At 75.4% G+C, this 16,480-nt stretch carries 16 protein-coding genes; 8 read left to right on the plus strand and 8 right to left on the minus strand.

Translation table 11 applies throughout. From position 1 onward, the window contains the following. Window positions 1-55: 55 nt before the first annotated feature. Both D5H75_RS01515 and D5H75_RS01520 read right to left on the minus strand, forming a co-directional pair. Window positions 56-1,366 carry a hydantoinase/oxoprolinase N-terminal domain-containing protein gene (locus tag D5H75_RS01515; RefSeq protein WP_119924482.1) on the minus strand — a complete coding sequence of 437 codons (1,311 nt, stop codon included), beginning with the start codon at window positions 1,364-1,366 and terminating at the stop codon, window positions 56-58. Then, window positions 1,363-2,376: a DUF917 domain-containing protein gene (locus D5H75_RS01520; RefSeq protein WP_119924483.1), complete on the minus strand. Its 1,014-nt coding sequence runs from the start codon at window positions 2,374-2,376 to the stop codon at window positions 1,363-1,365. The genes D5H75_RS01515 and D5H75_RS01520 overlap by 4 nt, the downstream gene beginning before the upstream one ends. Window positions 2,377-2,464: 88 nt before the next feature. Between D5H75_RS01520 and D5H75_RS01525 the strand changes: the two genes are divergently transcribed. Both D5H75_RS01525 and D5H75_RS01530 read left to right on the plus strand, forming a co-directional pair. Then, window positions 2,465-3,814 (plus strand): PucR family transcriptional regulator, encoded by a 1,350-nt coding sequence (locus tag D5H75_RS01525; RefSeq protein WP_242453930.1) that lies wholly within the window; start codon window positions 2,465-2,467, stop codon window positions 3,812-3,814. Window positions 3,815-4,022: 208 nt separating this feature from the next. Beyond that, window positions 4,023-5,558 (plus strand): long-chain-fatty-acid--CoA ligase, encoded by a 1,536-nt coding sequence (locus D5H75_RS01530; RefSeq protein ID WP_119924484.1) that lies wholly within the window; start codon window positions 4,023-4,025, stop codon window positions 5,556-5,558. A gap of 13 nt (window positions 5,559-5,571) precedes the next feature. Here the strand turns inward: D5H75_RS01530 and D5H75_RS01535 are convergent, their stop codons facing one another. The 5 genes from D5H75_RS01535 to D5H75_RS01555 all read right to left on the minus strand — a co-directional run bounded on the left by D5H75_RS01535 (window position 5,572) and on the right by D5H75_RS01555 (window position 10,404). Continuing rightward, a complete protein-coding gene (locus tag D5H75_RS01535) occupies window positions 5,572-6,417 on the minus strand; it encodes a helix-turn-helix transcriptional regulator (protein ID WP_202637721.1) in 846 nt (281 codons plus the stop codon). Window positions 6,418-6,665: 248 nt separating this feature from the next. Continuing rightward, window positions 6,666-7,340, minus strand: coding sequence for a TetR/AcrR family transcriptional regulator (locus D5H75_RS01540; RefSeq protein WP_202637722.1), 675 nt, complete (start codon window positions 7,338-7,340; stop codon window positions 6,666-6,668). Further along, window positions 7,337-8,365, minus strand: a complete 1,029-nt coding sequence (locus tag D5H75_RS01545) for a zinc-binding dehydrogenase (protein ID WP_119924487.1) — start codon at window positions 8,363-8,365, stop codon at window positions 7,337-7,339. Before D5H75_RS01545 ends, D5H75_RS01540 begins: the two co-directional genes overlap by 4 nt. A 447-nt stretch (window positions 8,366-8,812) precedes the next feature. After that, the gene (locus D5H75_RS01550; protein ID WP_119924488.1) at window positions 8,813-9,994 is read right to left on the minus strand and encodes an amidohydrolase; all 1,182 of its coding nucleotides are present in this window, start codon (window positions 9,992-9,994) and stop codon (window positions 8,813-8,815) included. Further along, window positions 9,991-10,404, minus strand: coding sequence for a VOC family protein (locus D5H75_RS01555; RefSeq protein ID WP_119924489.1), 414 nt, complete (start codon window positions 10,402-10,404; stop codon window positions 9,991-9,993). Before D5H75_RS01555 ends, D5H75_RS01550 begins: the two co-directional genes overlap by 4 nt. 180 nt (window positions 10,405-10,584) lie before the next feature. Between D5H75_RS01555 and D5H75_RS01560 the strand changes: the two genes are divergently transcribed. From D5H75_RS01560 to D5H75_RS01585, 6 genes are all read left to right on the plus strand, one after another. Further along, complete coding sequence (locus tag D5H75_RS01560; RefSeq protein ID WP_119924490.1) at window positions 10,585-11,310, plus strand: GntR family transcriptional regulator; 726 nt, start codon at window positions 10,585-10,587, stop codon at window positions 11,308-11,310. A 146-nt stretch (window positions 11,311-11,456) separates the two neighbouring features. Beyond that, window positions 11,457-12,074: an RNA polymerase sigma factor gene (locus D5H75_RS01565; protein WP_119924491.1), complete on the plus strand. Its 618-nt coding sequence runs from the start codon at window positions 11,457-11,459 to the stop codon at window positions 12,072-12,074. Next, window positions 12,071-12,907, plus strand: a complete 837-nt coding sequence (locus tag D5H75_RS01570) for a zf-HC2 domain-containing protein (protein WP_119924492.1) — start codon at window positions 12,071-12,073, stop codon at window positions 12,905-12,907. Before D5H75_RS01565 ends, D5H75_RS01570 begins: the two co-directional genes overlap by 4 nt. Then, window positions 12,904-13,761 (plus strand): ABC transporter ATP-binding protein, encoded by an 858-nt coding sequence (locus D5H75_RS01575; RefSeq protein WP_119924493.1) that lies wholly within the window; start codon window positions 12,904-12,906, stop codon window positions 13,759-13,761. The genes D5H75_RS01570 and D5H75_RS01575 overlap by 4 nt, the downstream gene beginning before the upstream one ends. Then, window positions 13,758-15,254 (plus strand): hypothetical protein, encoded by a 1,497-nt coding sequence (locus D5H75_RS01580; RefSeq protein WP_147425033.1) that lies wholly within the window; start codon window positions 13,758-13,760, stop codon window positions 15,252-15,254. The genes D5H75_RS01575 and D5H75_RS01580 overlap by 4 nt, the downstream gene beginning before the upstream one ends. Beyond that, window positions 15,245-15,862, plus strand: coding sequence for a hypothetical protein (locus D5H75_RS01585; protein ID WP_119924495.1), 618 nt, complete (start codon window positions 15,245-15,247; stop codon window positions 15,860-15,862). The genes D5H75_RS01580 and D5H75_RS01585 overlap by 10 nt, the downstream gene beginning before the upstream one ends. Window positions 15,863-16,059: 197 nt before the next feature. Here the strand turns inward: D5H75_RS01585 and D5H75_RS01590 are convergent, their stop codons facing one another. Next, window positions 16,060-16,374: a DMT family transporter gene (locus D5H75_RS01590; protein ID WP_119925166.1), complete on the minus strand. Its 315-nt coding sequence runs from the start codon at window positions 16,372-16,374 to the stop codon at window positions 16,060-16,062. Window positions 16,375-16,480 lie beyond the last annotated feature (106 nt).

Below are 16,480 nucleotides of genomic sequence, written 5' to 3' on the forward strand. Positions count from 1 at the left end.
ACCCGGCCGGGGCCGGGGCCGCGCGACCGGCCGGACGAGTCGGGTCGTGCGGGGGTCATAAGGGCGAGGGCGGCCCGGCGGCGCGGGCGCGGAGCCGGACGAACGGGCCGGGCAGGTACGCCAGCGGCGTGTCGGTGACCTCGATGATCTCCACGTGCCGCGGATCGGCCCCGGCGCGCACCGCCGCCGCCCGGGCCTCCTCGGCCACCGCCTCCGTCGCGGCGGGCAGCGCCGACCGGTCGGGCAGCCGCACGATGCGCTCGTACTGCCCGCCCACGGGGCTCACGGCCGCGCCGATCGCGCCCGCGGTGCGCCCGTGCTCGGGGTGCAGGCCCCCGGGCACGGCGTCCGCGCCGCCGCCGACGACGACCAGCGGCAGCCGCCCGGCCGCGGGCTGGAGCCGGTCCACCGCCTCGGCCAGCTCGGCCGGGTCGAACGGCCGGGGCACCCGGATCAGGCCGGGCAGGCCGACCCCGATCGGCACGCCGCCGATCTCGGCCCCGCCGACGGCCACCTCGGGGAACCCGCCGGCCAGCGCCCCCACCCGGATCCGGCGCGCGCCCACGTCGGCCACGACCGCGTCGGCGAGCCCGGTGAGGGCGCCCGCTCCGCGCAGCACGCTCGCCGGGCCGCTGCCCAGGCTGAGGCCGGGGTGGCGGGCCAGGTACGCCAGGCTCATCAGCGTCCCGTCGCCCCGGGTCACGAACACCGCGGCCGCCGGGCACAGCTCGGCGAGCGCCGCGGCCAGCCCGTCGGCGACCGCGGCGGCGAATCCCGACAGCGCCGCGTCCAGGACGGTGGCGTTCTCGCGTTCGAGCAGCCCGATCGTGCCCAGGTCGGCCGACAGCGAGATCGGGATCTCGCCCAGCTCGGCCCGCACGATCGCGGCGGCCTCCCGCTCCTGCTCCCCGTCCAGCGGGGCGAACAGCCCGACCACGGCGACCGCCTCGGCCCGCCCGGCGACCGCCCCCGCGAACCGCCGTACGGCCTCGCGGTCCAGCGGCACCCGGTCCTCGGGGCCGAGCCCGCCGCCGCCGTCCACGATCGCCGCGCCCGCCTCGACGGCCGCCCGCAGGTCGGCGGGCCAGCCGGACAGCGGCCGCACGGCGGAGGCGGACCTGCCGCAGATCCGCAGCACCGCGACACGCCGCAGCCCGGCCCGCCGCGTCACCGCCGTGGCGGCCCCGCGCAGCCCCACCGCGACCCCGTCCAGCTCGTGGCGCGGGAGCCGCCCGAGCGCCGCCCGCACCCCGGCCACCGGATCCTCAGGCGCCGAGGGCACCTTGGCCGTCGCCACGACCCGCCCGTCCCGCGTGACGAGCGCCGCGTCGGTGTTGGTGGGCCCGACGTCCACCCCGGCCCTCACGGCGAGCCCCCGTCCCCGGCGGTACGGCGGGCCGCGACGGGCTCGGGCAGGCCGGTGAGGCCGAAGGCGGCCGGACCGGCCAGGCGCAGGCCCGCCGGGGTGTGCCAGACGGGGTCGCAGGGGACGCGCAGGACGCGGACGCGCAGGCCGTACCGGACCTCGTCGGCGGGGACGATCTCGCCGGTGCGGGTGTCCAGCAGGGCGATCACGTCGGGGACGGCGGCGACGGGCTCGCCGTCCTCGATGACCGCCAGGTATTCGCTGCCGGCCTCGACGCGGGCCAGGCGGCCGGCGTCGGGGCCGAGTCCCTCGACCAGGATCGACGGGCCCACCTCGGCGATCTTGCCGGTGAGGATCGGGTCGGGCAGGCGGGTACCCAGCTCGACGGCGCGGGTGACCGTGCCGAGGGCGGTGGCGGCGGGGACCTGGTGACCGCGCAGGACGTACTCGCTGGTCGCCGCCTGCCCGCCGAACGCCTCCAGCGCCGCGCGGACCAGGCGCTCCAGCCAGGGGCCGGTCACGTGGTCGATGACGACGGTGCGGCCGCGCTCGTCGCAGAGCACGGCGGGCGTGGGCGAGAGTCCCGCCAGCTCCATGACGCACTGGTCCATGCGGGGGAACGCCCGGCCCATGCCGTCGGCGTCCACCAGCGGCAGGCCGAGCCGCGCCGCCCAGGCCACCGCCAGGCAGCCGTTGGCCCCGCCGATCTCGCTGGCCATCACCGCGCCCACGCGGCCGCCGTACAGCTCCTCGATCTTGGCGCGCAGGTGCAGCGGCTCCTCGGTGCCGCCGACGCGCTCGGCCATGACCTCCGCGGAGCCGGCGGTGCCGATCGGCATGACCAGCGTGTCCGGGTCCAGGGCGCCGGGCGCGACGACGCGGACGGGGCCGAAGTCCTCCAGCGCCTGGAGCGCGGCGGCGCGCCCGATCCGCACGGGGCCGCCGCCGCCCGAGCCCAGGACGGCGCAGCCGCGCGCGAACGCGGGAAGCAGACCGGCGTCGATGTCCACCCTCGAAGGTTACGAAACCGCAGGTCAAGCCATATGTGCTGACAGCCCCCGATTGGCCTTGCCGGTGTGCCGCTGGCACACTTTCGGGGTGTACCTGCGAAAACATCTGCGTCATCTGGCCGGCCCGGAGCTCGCGGGCGCGGCCTCGGGCGTGCGCCTGGTCGAGGACCTGCGCCGCGTGGCGGCCCAGCCGCGCGGGTCGGTCCTGGTGCTGACCGAGGCGGCCTCGCGGGAGGCCGGCGGGTACCGGCTCGACGTCGCGCTGCGCGACGCCGCGGCGGCGGGCGCGGCCGGTCTGGTGCTGACCGGGGACCGCCCGGCCGAGGTGGGGCGCACGGCCGCCGCGCTCGCCGAGCGCGGCGGGGTGGCGCTGCTCGCCGCCGGCGGCGACCTGGCCGAGCTGGTCGTCGCCCTCGACCGGGCCCTGGCGGGCGACGCGGCGGACGCGCTGGAGCGAGCCGCGGAGGCGGCCGAGGGCGTGCTGCGCGCGGGAGGCTCCCCCGAGCGGATGGCCGCCGAGGCCGGCGCGGCGCTCGGCGTCGGGGTGCGGGCCGAGGACGGCGTCTTCACCGCCGAACCGCTCACCGGACACCTGGGCCGGGCCGCCGGGATCGTGCTCCGCCTGGCGGAACTGGCCGCCGCCGCGGGCCAGCCGGACGAGCTGCCCTGGCGCTCGCGCGCTCGGCTGCTGACCGAGCTGCTGGTCGCCCCCGAGAAGCAGGCCCAGGAGCTGGTGGCGCGGGCCCGAGCCCTGGGGCTGCCCGTCGACGACTGGCACGTCGTGCTGCGGCTGGAACCGGCGCTCGGCGAGGGCCCCGAACGCTACGCCCTGCTGGAGACGGTCGCCTCCCGGGCCGCCCGCGCCGCCCGGGAGATCGTGGGCCCCTCCTGGAACGCCGCCCTGGCCGGCGACGCCCTCATCGTCGTCCGCAGCCGGCCCCGCGACGAGGGCCGGGCGGGGCTGCGGGAGGCGGTGCGCGACGCCGCGCTGCTGCTGGAGCGGGTCCGCCCGGCCGGGGCCGAGCTGCGCTGCGGCGTCAGCACCGCCCACCCTGGCGTGCTGGGCCTGCGCACCTGCGCCTCGGAGGCCCGTACGGCGCTGCGCCGCAGCCCGCTGCCGCTGGCCACCTACGATCTGGCGGGGCTGGACCGGATGCTGGAGGAGTGGTACTCCTCCGACGCCGCCCAGCAGGCGGTCCGCGAGCTCCTCCAGCCCATCCTGGACCTGGGCGGCGAGCGGGCGGCGCGCCTGCTCGCCATCCTGCGCGCCTATCTCGACCACCACGGTTCCCCCGCCCGCGCCGCGGCCGAGCTGCACATGCACCGCAACGCCGTCAGCAAGAACGTCCGCCGCATCGAGTCCCTCCTCCACGCCGACCTGGCCGACCCCCAGCAGCGCCTGGCCCTCCAGCTCGCCTGCCGCGCCGCCCGGATCTGACGCCCGCCCCTGACGAACCCACAGGGGCACGGCCTCGCGCGCCGTGCGCCCTCGAAGCCGGAGCGGCCGGAGCCCGGGTCCGGGTCCGGGTCCGGGTCAGCACGTTCGTACAAGCCCCGGCCGGAGGCGGCAGCGCATCCTCGGATGCGTACGAACGTCCGTGGACGCGGCCCGGGCGGCTGTCCGAACATCCGTGGAAAGGACCGCGATGCTCAACTTGTCCGTCATCCTCGAAGACAGCGCCGAACGCACTCCGGACCGCACCGCCCTGGTCTTCGGCGACCTGCGCCTGCCGTACTCCACGGTGAACTCGGTGGCGAACCAGGTGGCCGGCCTCCTTTCGGCGCGGGGGATCGGCAGAGGCGACAAGGTGGCGCTGCTCTGCCCGAACCTGCCCTACTTCCCCTTCGTCTATTTCGGCATCCTCAAGGCCGGGGCGACGGTGGTCCCGCTCAACGTGCTGCTGCGACCGCGCGAGATCGCCTACCACCTGGCCGACAGCGACGCCAAGGCGCTCTTCTGCTTCGAGGGATCCGCCGAGCTGCCCATGGGCGCGCGCGGCCGCGAGGCCTTCGACGCCGTCGAGGACTGCGCGCACTTCGTCGTCCTGCCGGCCACGCCGCTGGCCACCGAGTCGGAGTACGGCGAGTCGCTCTGGGCGGCGCTGGACGGCGTGCCCGCCGAGTTCGAGACGGTGCTGACCGGCCCGGACGACACGGCCGCCATCCTCTACACCTCCGGTACCACCGGCCGGCCCAAGGGGGCGGAGCTCAGCCACGCCAACATGCTGATCAACGCCATGGTCGCCGACGAGATGTTCCCCGCCGACCCCGGCGGTGACGTCGCGCTCGCCGTGCTGCCGCTCTTCCACTCCTTCGGCCAGACGGCGGTCATGAACGTGAGCGTGCGCCGCCGCGCCACGCTCGTGCTCCAGCCGCGCTTCGAACCCGGCCAGACGCTGGAGCTCATGCGGCGGGAGAAGGTGACCATGTTCGCCGGGGTTCCCACGATGTTCTGGGCGCTGCTGTCGAGGCTCCGGGCGGACGGGGCGGAGGCGCCCTCGACGCTCCGGGTGGCGGTGGCGGGCGGGGACTCCTGCCCGGTCGAGGTGCTCAAGGAGTTCGAGGCCGCCTTCGCGACGCCCGTCCTTGAGGGGTACGGCCTGTCGGAGACCTCTCCGGTGGCCAGTTTCAACCAGCTCGGGCGGCCCACCAAGCCCGGCACGATCGGCTTCCCCGTCTGGGGGGTGCGGATGCGGCTGGTGGACGACGACTGGAACACCGTCGAGGGCGGGGGTCCCGGCGAGATCGCCATCCGCGGGCACAACGTCATGAAGGGGTACCACGGGCGGCCCGAGGCCACCGAGGAGGTCATGCGCGACGGCTGGCTGCGCACCGGGGACATCGCCACCCGCGACGAGGACGGCTACTACTCCATCGTGGACCGCGGCCGGGACATGATCATCCGGGGTGGCTTCAACGTCTATCCCCGGGAGCTGGAGGAGGTCCTGATGACGCATCCGGCCGTCTCGCTGGCGGCGGTGGTCGGCGTGCCCCACGGCTCCCACGGCGAGGAGATCAAGGCCTACGTCATCCCGGTCCCGGGCGCCCGGGTGGGCGAGGAGGAGCTCATCGCCTGGTGCAGGGAGAACATGGCGGCCTACAAGTATCCCCGGATCATCGAGTTCCGCCAGAGCCTGCCGATGACGGCGACCGGCAAGATCCTCAAGCGCGAGCTGCGCTAGGTCGCCCTGCCGGTCAGGGCACCCAGTCGATCGCGGCGGCGAGCTCGGAGGGCGCGTTCCCGAAGGCGACCCGGAAGGCCCGGGTGAAGTGCGGGCCGTCGGTGAACCCGGCGCCGTGGGCCGCCGCCGTCAGCGTCTCTCCCCCGGCCACCAGGTGGATGGCCCGCTGCAGGCGCAGCCAGCGCACGTACGGCCGCAGCGGGATCCCCACCTGGGCGCCGAACAGGTGCGCCAGCCGGCTCGGCGACAGGTGGACCTCGTCCGCGACCGCGCGGAGCCGAACCGGCCCGTGGCCCAGGAGCGCGGGGATCGCGGCGATCGCCGCCTCCACCGCCGGGTGGAGCGGGACCCCGTCGGAGCCGCCGAGACCGGTCCACAGCTCCACGGTCCGCAGCGCCCCGGCCACCTCGGCCGCGCGCGCGTGACCGATCGGCGGTTCCGCGAACATGAGCGGACGCGCGCCCGCGCCGAACGCCGGGCCCGTGGCCGCCGGTCCGGTCATTGCGGGAGCGGGGGAGCCGCCGGTGGGGCGCGTCCGCGCGAGGGAGGGCGGCCAGGCGGTCGCCCGGGGCCCCGTGCCGGAGCGCGCGAGCAGGGATCGGCCCGCCAGGCTGCGGGGGTCCAGATGAACGAGCAGGGCCCGCGGGGATCCGGCGAGCACCGCGTGGCGGGTGTCGGGCGGGACGACCGCGACCCGCGTGGTCACCCGCCCGCCGTGCGCGTCGGCCATGGTGAAGGGTTCCGCGGAGATGATCAGCTGGACCGCGTGGTGCGCGTGCGGCCGGTTCCCGCCGACCGCCCCGCCGTACAGCATCAGCCCGGGGCGGAGCAGGCACCACCCGCGCCAGGAATGCGACATCACGCCGTCCTTGATCGTCACGGTCGTACGGCCCGCCGAGCCGGCGGCCGCCCGCGCGCGGCCGGCCCCCGCCGGCCCGTCCGGCCATGGTCGCACCCCCGGCCCGTGCCCGGCACTCCCGCGCCGCCGCCACCGGCGCGCCCGGCCGGCGGATGAGCGGCCCATCGGCGTGCCACGGGCGCCCCGGCCCGCCGCGACGGAAATGGGCTCGCCCATCCGGTACGGCTCGCGCGAGCCGTACCGGCGGGTCAGGGGCGGGCGCCGCCGGCCGGGAGCGGGGGCAGGGGGCGGCGGGAGACGGTGTGGGCGTCGGGGTCGGGCACGCCGAGCAGGCGCAGGAGGAGTTCGGCGCCGGTCTCGGCGAAGGCGGGGTCCGGGGACGGGGTTTCGAGGCGGAGCTGGATCAGGCCGAGGAGGGCGCCGCTGACGGCGTACAGGGCGGTGCGGGGGTCGGCGACGCGGAAGCGGCCGGCCGTCATGCCCTCGGCGATGTCCTGCAGGGCGCGGGGGCCGAGGCCGGTCTCGGCCTGGACGGCGAGGTGCCCGTGGCGGGCCAGGATCCGGACGAGCTGGGGACGGCGGTCGATCAGGTGGAAGGTCAGCCGGGCCTTGGCCGCGAACTTCTCCGCCGGGTCCGTGGCGTCCCGGGTGGCGCCTTCGAGGATCTCGGCGAACTCGTCGAGCGCCAGCCGTACCGCCGCCTCGAAGAGCTCGGCCTTGGAGTCGAAGTGGTTGTGGAAGGACCCGAAGCCGACCCCGGCCTCCTCGGTGATCCGCTGGATGCTGACCTCCTCGCCGCGGCCCCCGGCGAGGAGCCGCTGCGCCGCCCGCAGCAGGGCGGCCCGGGTCGCGGCGCGGCGGCGGGCGAAGCCGCCCTCACCTTCGGCCCGGGCCATGGTCCCCTCCCCCTCGCGTCCGCTCACGGGCGGACGATGATCTTCACCTGGTCGTTGGGCCGGTGCAGTTCGGCGAACGCGCCGGCGACGCCGTCCAGCGTCACCTCGCCGGTGACGAACGCCTCGGCGTCGATCCGGCCCCGCGCCAGCAGGTCCAGCGTGCGAGCGTACTCCTCCTTCCGGTAGGAGTAGGCGAAGGCCAGGGTCAGTTCCTTGCGCAGCGCGACGATCGGGTCGATGGTGTCGGGTTCGAGGTTGACGCCGACCATCACGATCCTGCTGTGGTTGGGCACCCGCGTGATCATCTGCCGCAGCACGCCGGGCGCGCCGACGCACTCGAACGCGACCACGCCGGCCGCGCGCCGCCCCTCCGGCAGCGCCACCGCGCCGGGCAGCTCGGTGAACCCGAAGTCGGCCCAGTGGCCGTACGGATCGTCGGTGGCGGGGTCGAGCACGAGGTCGGCCCCGAGGCGCTCGGCCACGGCCCGGCGCTGCGGTGAGAAGTCCGCGGCGATGACACGTCGGTTCCCCTCGGCCTTCAGCGCTGCGATCACCGCCAGCCCGACCGGGCCGCACCCGACCACGAGGGCCAGGTCGTCGTCGGCGACGTCTCCGCGGGCGACGGCGTGCAACCCGACCGCCAGCGGCTCGGTGAGCGCGGCGTGCTCGGCGGACAGCCCGTCGGGCACCGGCAGCAGCAGGTCCTCCTGGAGCACCATCAGCTCGCCGAACGCGCCGGGCAGCTCGGGGCTCAGCCCCAGCCCGACCGGCCCGCCCCGGCCGGCGGCCATCGGCACGGACACCACGCGCGTGCCGACCGGCACCCGCCCGGAGGTCTCCGGCCCGAGCGCCACCACCTCGGCGCAGAACTCGTGCCCCATGACGTACGGCCGCGCGGACGGCCCCTCGGCCGCCATGGCGTCGGCCAGGTGCAGGTCCGACCCGCACACGCCGGCGGCGAGCGGGCGGGCGAGGACCTGCCCGGGCCCGGGCACCGGATCGGGGATCTCCCGGACCTCGACCCCGGACGAAGTGGTGACTGCGGCGCGCATGGCGCCCTCCCTCACTGGTCGTACGACGCGGGGATCGCCCGCGCCCGTTTCGCGATCCCGCCCCGGGGGTAGCCCGAAGCGTCTACCAGCGAGTTTACGCAATTCTGATGAAATCATCAAAACTCCTCCGGCTCTCAGCGTCCCGCTAAGCGCGGCATGAGCCGAGGCCGGCGAGGAGGCGCGGGCGAGTCGCGGCGTGCGTCGGGATGCCCATCCGGTCGCGGTTCGCCCCCGTGCCGCGGTGCGCGGTTCTCGCCCCGCCGCGCGGGGGCCCGCGCGTCGCGGGACCCCGCCCGGTCCGGCCCGATGAGCCCTGGTTCGGTGGCGAGACGCCGGAGCATGGCGAGATCGTCCTCGGTCACCGAGGTGGCGTCCGGTGGTGGCGGGGGCGCCGGCGGGCGGGCGGAGGAGGATCCCCGGCCGGCGGCGCGGGCCCGCCGTTCCCGGTCAGCGGCCGGCGCGCTGGGCGGCGAGGAAGTGGCGGCGGGCGTCCTCGCGGAGCCGGGGGTCGAGGAGGACGTCCGAGGCCGTGCGGGCCAGCGCCTCGGCGGCGGCGAGGAGCGCGGCCCGCGCTCGCGGGCTCGCGGCGGCGGCGGCGAACTCCGCGGTGTGGTCGGAGATCTCCGGGCCGGTGATGGCGACCAGCGGGTGGATGGTCGGCACGGCGGTGCTGACGTTGCCGATGTCGGAGGAGCCGAGGAAGACGCCGGGTTCCGGCGGGTCGGCCGGGATGCCGGCGTCCGCCAGGTGCGCGGTGAACCGGCCGGCGAGCGGCGGGTTGTCGCGGAAGTGGTCGTAGACCGGGCCGGCGGCACGGACCTCGGCCGTGGCTCCCACCGCTCGGGCCGCCCGCTCGGCGTGGGCGGTGATGGTCTCGCGCAGCGCGGCGAGGCCGGCGGAGGTGGGCGCGCGTACGGCGAAGCGCGCCTCGGCGCGGTCGGGGATGATGTTGGTCGCGGTCCCGCCGTGGGTGATGATGCCGTGGATGTCGTTGCCGGCGGTCAGGCGCTCGTTCTCCTCGGTGATCGCGGTGAAGGCCCGGACCAGCGCGTGGAGCGCGTTGATCCCGTGCTCGGGGTCGCCGGTCGGGTGCGCCGCGCGGCCGCGCATGGTGACGGTCACCTCGGCGAACGCCGTCAGGACCGGGGCGGGCCAGGTGCGCCCGGCGGGGTGGAACATCAGCGCGGCGTCGACGCCGTCGAACACGCCGTGCTCGACCTCGATCACCTTGCCGCCGCCGCCCTCCTCAGCCGGGGCGCCGACGGCGAGCACGGTGCCGTCGAGCCCGGGCAGCGCTTCGGCCAGGGCGAGCGCGGCGCCGAGTCCGGCGGCGGCGATGAGGTTGTGGCCGCAGGCGTGCCCGAGGCCGGGGAGCGCGTCGTACTCCAGGAGCAGCGCGACCCGGGGCGTACGGCCGCGGCCGAAGGCGCCGGTGAACGCGGTCGGCAGCCCGGCGACGCCGCGGGTGACGGCGAAGCCGGCCGCCGCCAGCTCTCCGGTCAGCACCTCGGCGGCGTGGTGCTCGGCGAAGGCCGTCTCGGGGCGCGAGTGCAGATCCGAGCTCACCTCCCACAGCCGGTCGGCCAGGCCCGCGATCGCGGCGTGGATCCGGGCGTAGCGGTCGGTCATCGCGGCCCCTCCGCCGGGTAGCAGATCAGCTCGATGAGGTTGCCGTCCGGGTCGCGGGTGTAGACGCTGCGGCCCGCGCCCCGGGCCCCCTCCTGGTCGACCGGCCCGAACTCGACCGCCTGGCCGTGGGCGAGCAGGTGCCGCCGCGCGGCCTCGGCGTCGGCGTCCCAGACGAAGCACAGGTCGAGCGCGCCCGGCCGCGCGTCGGCCGCGCGCGGCGCGAGGTCCCCGCCCGCGTCGTGCACGTTGATCTTGTGCGTGCCGAAGTGCAGGACGGGGTGGTCGGCCTCGCCCCGCCGCCACCGGTCCAGGTCGCGCACCTGGGCGCCGAGGACCCGGTGGTACCAGTCGAGTGTGGCGGCGACGTCCTTCGCCACCAGCACGAGGTGATCGAACCCTGCGACGGCCATCAGCGCATCAGCCCCATCTTTGGTCGACCGAACTCCGCTGAACCGAGACGGTACATCCTTCACGGATCATCGTAAACAGCAGGAAGCGTTGACTCCGGACCGCCGATCATGCTTACGTGAGCGAGCGATTTGGTTGACCAAAAGGCAGGAACCCTCGGTTCCGGTGACGAGAGGCCGATCATGCAGGATCCGCCGGCGGACGAGCCCGCGCGGCCGAAACCCCTGGGCAGCCTGGGCGCCGGGGTCACCGCCGACCTGCGCGACATGATCATCTCCGGTGCCCTGAAGCCGGGCCAGCGGCTCATCGTCCAGGAGCTGGCGGACCACTTCGCCACCAGCCGCGGCCCCGTCCGCGACGCGCTGCGGGCGCTGCGCGCCGAAGGGCTCGTCGAGCCGCACGCCGGCCGGGGCGTGCGGGTCGCCACGCTGACCGCGCGGGAGGCCGCGGAGACCATCGCCGTCCGCCAGGCCGTCGAGCCCGTCGCGGCCCGCTTCGCCATGACCCGGCACGGTGACGACCTCCGCCGCGAACTCGACGCCCGGCTCGGCGCGATGCGCGAGGCCGCCGCCGACGAGGACTGGAGCGCCCTCGTCACCACCGACATGGACCTGCACGGCGTCTTCTACGAGCTCTCGGATGTCGGGCGGCTGCGCCGGCTCTGGGACGGCATGCGCCTGCCGCTGCTGCACACCTTCCGCCTGCATCGCCACTACTACTCGTCCGCGCGGACCCTGCTCACCGAACACGAGAACCTGGTCCGCCTGGTCGGCATGGGCGACCCCGGCCTCGTCGGGCACTTCCTCCACCGGCACATCGGCGGGCTCGCCGACGACCTGACCACCCGCCTCGGCGACGAGTCCGCGCCGTTCGCCCCCACCCGCGTCGACGACCACCCGCCCGCCTGAACCCGCCCCGCCCCCCATCGGACGAACGCCCGCCCCGCTGAACCGCGCCCCCATCTGAGGGTGGAGTCGTGGGCGAGGCCGCCGTTCGGCGAATTGGTCCTCTGATCACGGAACCGAAAGCGGCAGATCATGCGATAGATCAAGATATGCACCCGTTCTTCACGCGACGCCGCGAACCACCTCCGGTCGGTCCCGACAGCGACGACGCCGGCCTTCTCGCGAGCGTCGCCGCCGAGCGGGTGGAGGCGTTGAAACTCCTGCACCGGCGGCACGCCCCCTGGCTGCGGGCCCGGCTGGCCCGCCGATGCGCGGACGCCGACGTGGTGGAGGACGCGATCCAGGACACCTTCGTCGCCATCTGGCGCGACGCGCGCCGCTACCGACCCGAGCAGGGTGAGGCGGCCGCGTGGATCTGGACGATCGCGATCCGCACGCTCATCTCCGCGCTGCGCCGTACCGGGACGGTCCCGCAGGTCACCGCGATCGAGGACGGGCACCCGCCCTGGGCGTCGCGTCCCGGGGCGCGCCAGGCCGCGGACCTGATCACCGAGTCGGCGGAGGACGTGGTCCTGGTCGGCGTGGAGCATGGTGACCTGGGCGACGCGCTCGCCAGGCTCTCCCCCGACCTGCGCGCGGCTCTCCAGGCGACCGTCCTTGACGGCCTCACCACACGCGAGGCCGCCCACCTCCTCGGCGTCCCCGAGGGGACCGTGAAGACGCGCGTCATGCGGGCCAAGGCCCGGCTCAGGGGGTATCTCGTATGAACCGGCCGTGGCACCTGCCCGAGGACTTGATCGAACGTTATGTGACCGGCCGCCTGGAACCGGCTCAGGTGCTCTCGGTGGAGAGCCATCTCGCCCGGTGCGAGCCCTGCCGCGCGGCGGTGCCGTACGAGCGGGAGTGGCTCGCCGCGAGCTGGGAGCGAATCGAGGATCTGGTGGACCGGCCCAGGGCACGGCCTGTGGCGCGGCTCCTGCGCCGGTTCGGCGTCCCCGGCCATGTGGCCACGCTCCTCGTGGCCACTCCCGCTCTGGCCCGGGGATGGCTGGTCGCGGTCACCGCGGTGACGGCCTTCGCCGTGGCGGCCGCCCACCTGGTCGGCCGGGACCCCGCGGCCGCCTTCGACGGGCTGCTGCCCTTCCTCGTGGCCGCCCCCGTGCTGCCACTGGCGGGCATCGCCGTCGCCTACGGACCCCGGGTGGATCCCGTCCACGAGACGCAGGCCGCCACTCCCCTGGCGGGCGCCAGGGTCCTGCTGCTGCGTGCGCTCGCGGTGCTGGTCACCGCGATGGCGCTGACGGGCGCGGCGACGCCGCTGCTGCCCGGCCCGCCGGGGCTGACGACGGCGTGGCTGCTGCCCGCTCTCGCGCTCACCGCGACGACCCTGGCCCTGTCGACCTGGTTCCCGCCGCCGGTCTCGGCCGCCGTGCTCATCGTCGCCTGGCTCGGCGCGGTGCTTGCCTCCACCGAACTCGCCGGTGACGGGCTGGCGCTCTTCTCCCCGGCGGCCCAGGTCGTGTACGGCCTGGCCGTGGCGGCCCTGGTTCCCCTCGTCTACCTGCGGCGCGCCCGCTTCGATCCCGGAGAATCCCGATGAACGCGACCGTGGCCGTACGCGGCCTGACCAAGAAGTACGGCCGGAACCTCGTGCTCGACGGCCTGACCCTGGAATTCGGCCGGGGAGTGACCGGGCTGCTCGGCCCCAACGGCGCCGGCAAGACCACCCTGCTGCGGAGCCTGGCGACGACACTGGCCCCCGACGGAGGTGAGGTGCGCGCCCTCGGCCTGGATCCGGCGGATCGAGGCCAGCGGACGGACCTGCGCCGCCGCCTGGGCTACCTCCCCCAGGACCCGGGCTTCTACCCGCACTTCACGCTCTTCGAGCTGATCGAGTACGTGGCGATCCTCAAGGAGATGACGGACCGGCGCGAACGCCACCGGGAGGTGCGCCGGGTCCTGGAGGAGGTCGGCCTGAGCGACCGCGCCAAGACGAAGGTCCGCAAGCTGTCCGGCGGCATGAAGCAGCGGCTGGCCCTGGCCCAGGCGCTGCTCGGCGAGCCCGACCTGCTCATTCTCGACGAACCCACGGTCGGCCTGGACCCCGAGCAGCGCATGCGGTTCCGGGCGCTGGTCTCCCGGCTCGGCGAGAACCGCACGGTGCTGCTGTCGACCCACCAGACCGAGGACGTCGCCGCCCTGTGCGAGCGCGTGATCGTGATGAAGGGCGGGCGCGCGGTGTTCCAGGGGACCCCGCGCGAACTCGCCGCCGCCGCGTCCGGCCGGATATGGATCTGCGACGCGCCTCCCGGTGACTCCCGCCTGTTCTGGCGGACCGCGGACGGGCGCTACCGCGTTCTGGGAGATCCTCCGCCGGGCGCGTCACCTGCCACGCCGACGGTGGAGGACGGATACCTGCTGGTGCTCGGCGAGCCGTTCGGGGCGGCGGAATGATCCTTCGGTCATTGTTCCTGTTCGAGGTTCACCGGCTGCTGCGCAGCCCGCTCTGGTGGGGCGCGGCCGTACTCTGCCTGGGGTTGCGGCTCCTGGCGACCTGGCCGTGGCTGCCCGACATGAGCGTCGATCCGGCGAGCACGTCGGGCGCCATGCTGCTCCTCGCGGTGGCGGTGATGACCACCGCCAACCTCGCGACGTCCCGGGACACCCGGCATGGCATGCCGCGGACGCTCGACGCGCTTCCCGGCCGCGCCGCGGAACGGACCAAGGCCGCGACCCTGGCGGCCGTGGCCGTCAGCACCGGGATCGCGCTGCCCGTCATGCTCTGCTACCTGCTGGCGCGCCTGGCCATGGGCCCGGTCGCGGGCGCGTTCGATCCCTTCGAGGCGGTGGGCGGAGTCCTGGCCGTGCCCTTCGCCGCGGCCCTGGGCGCCCTGCTCGGGAGGTGGACTCCCTCGCTGGTCGCCGTTCCCGCGGCGGCCTTCCTGATCGGCGCTCTCACCTGGCTGAACAGTCAGCAGGGCGGTTACGGGAGCTGGTTTCTGCCCGTCGTGCTCTTTCACGGGCCCGATTGGCCGCAGCGGCCATCGGTCTTGCACGCCGTCTACCTCCTGGCCGCCATCGCCCTCTTCGCGGCCCTGGCCCTGCTCCGGCACGGGGCCGGGCCGGTGCGCGTGATCGCGGTCCTCACCGCCGCGGCCGTGACGGTGCCGGCGGGGGCCGCCGCGACCGCCGCCGCTCCCGGGCCGGAGATCAACCGCCGGTCCGTGACCACGCGGGCGGATCCGGCCGCGATGCCCGGCGCCCTGGACGCCGGCGTCCGGCGGCGCTATTTCGGGCCGGACGCGCGGCGGTGCGAGACGCACCACGCCGTCACCTACTGCGCCTTCCGCGACTACGCCGCGTGGATCCCGTCGTGGGTCTCGGCCGTGAACCCCGTGATCCAGGCGCTGCCCCCGGCCGAGCGCCGCCGGCCGCCGGTCGTCCGGCAGACGACCGACACCTGGTTCGGCGCGGAGGGCGATGAGGGGCGGTCCATCCGCACGTTCATGGTGTGGGGACGGGCCGGAGCCGAGGACTCCCACCGCGCCGTGCTCGCCTCCCAGGTCATCCGCTCCGTGCTGGGCCTGCGCCCGCCGGGGACCGGCTGTGACGTGCGGGGCCAGGCCCGGGCCCTCGTGGCGTTGTGGCTGCTCGGCCACGTCGTCCCGCCCGCTCCGCCTGAGGACCGGGAGATCCGGGTGGGCTCCTCGGTCTTCATGCCGGAGCAGTCCCGGCTGGGCATGATCCGGTACGGCACGGCCGAACTGGGGTATGCCCGCGAGCTGCTCGCGATGCCGGACGCGCGGCGACGCGTCTGGACGCATTGGGACACCCTGATCAAGCCCGGGACCACGGTCGGCCAGGCGCTTCCCCTGCTCGGGCTGCGACCGCGGTCCGAGCAGGGGAAGCGCCTGGCCGAGCCCGCGAAGGGGCGGCCATGCTCGTGATGCAGTTGATCAGGCCGATCGTGCGGGCGATCGACTGGATCCCCCTCGCGGTCGCGGGGACGCTCGCCGTGATGATGGCCTCCTTGGTCGAGGCGGGTTCCGCGTTGAGCGTCGGAACCGCTTTCACCCTGCTCAGGATGATGGGCGTGATGCTGGGCGCCGCCGCCGGATTCGCCGTGATCGACGAGATGGCGGCGAGTACGGGCGCGGCCCCGGTGTCCCGCCGGCTCCTCCAGTGGCTGCGCTGCGGCCTCGGGGGCCTCACCGCGGGGCTGTCGTGGGGGACGGCATGCGCCATCGCCGCGGCCAGGCTGCCCCAGGGCGGACAGCTCAAGGTGGCGGGGATGGCGGCCGAGGCCGCCGTGTGCGTCGCGATCGGCCTGCTCACGGCATCGGCCGCCGGGCGCGCGCACCACGGCAGGGCGGCCGCTCTGGCGGGCATGGGCGGCCTGCTCGTGATCGCCTCGGTGAGCCTGGTGCTGCGCGGGCCGTACTGGCCCTGGCTCTATCCGGACGAGGAGAACTGGGAGGTCGTGCACTACGGGTGGCTCGCCGTGCTGCCGCTCGTGCTCGCCGCGTTGCACCGGGCGAACCGGGATCTTCGCTGACGAGACGTGCGCGGGGCGCTCCGGCGGGATCGGCGACGAGAGATCGGCGTCCCGCACAGGCCGGCGCAGCCGTCCGTCCCCCCGCCCCACCGGCCGGCCGGGGTCCCGCGCCGCGTTATGACGTCGCCCTCGCGGTGGCGGGCCCGGCCCGACGGGCGTACGGCTCGCCGCCGCGGCCGGGTGGGTGGGTAGGTGGGTCAGTGGAGGAACTTGAGGCCGACCACGCCGCCGATGATCAGGGCCAGGCAGAGGAGGCGGGCGGCGGTGGCGGGCTCGTGGTGGAAGATCATGCCGTACAGGGCGGTGCCGACCGCGCCGATGCCGACCCAGATGGCGTAGGAGGTGCCGATGGGGATGGCGCGCATGGCGTAGGAGAGGCCGGCCATGCTCAGGACCAGGGCGACGACGAACAGGACGCTGGGGCGGAGCCGCGACAGGCCGTGGGAGGCGTCCAGGGCCGCGGCCCAGACGGTTTCCATGATGCCGGAGACGATGAGGACGATCCAGGCCAGCACGACGCGCTCCCCCCAAGGAATTCCGACAGTTCGGGGGGATCACGCTAAGTCGCCTACCGCCAACGTACTCGATCAGCGGGCACGTCCTCATCGCCGGGGCCCG

Source organism: Bailinhaonella thermotolerans (assembly GCF_003594875.1).
In the GTDB taxonomy this organism is placed as follows: domain Bacteria; phylum Actinomycetota; class Actinomycetes; order Streptosporangiales; family Streptosporangiaceae; genus Bailinhaonella; species Bailinhaonella thermotolerans.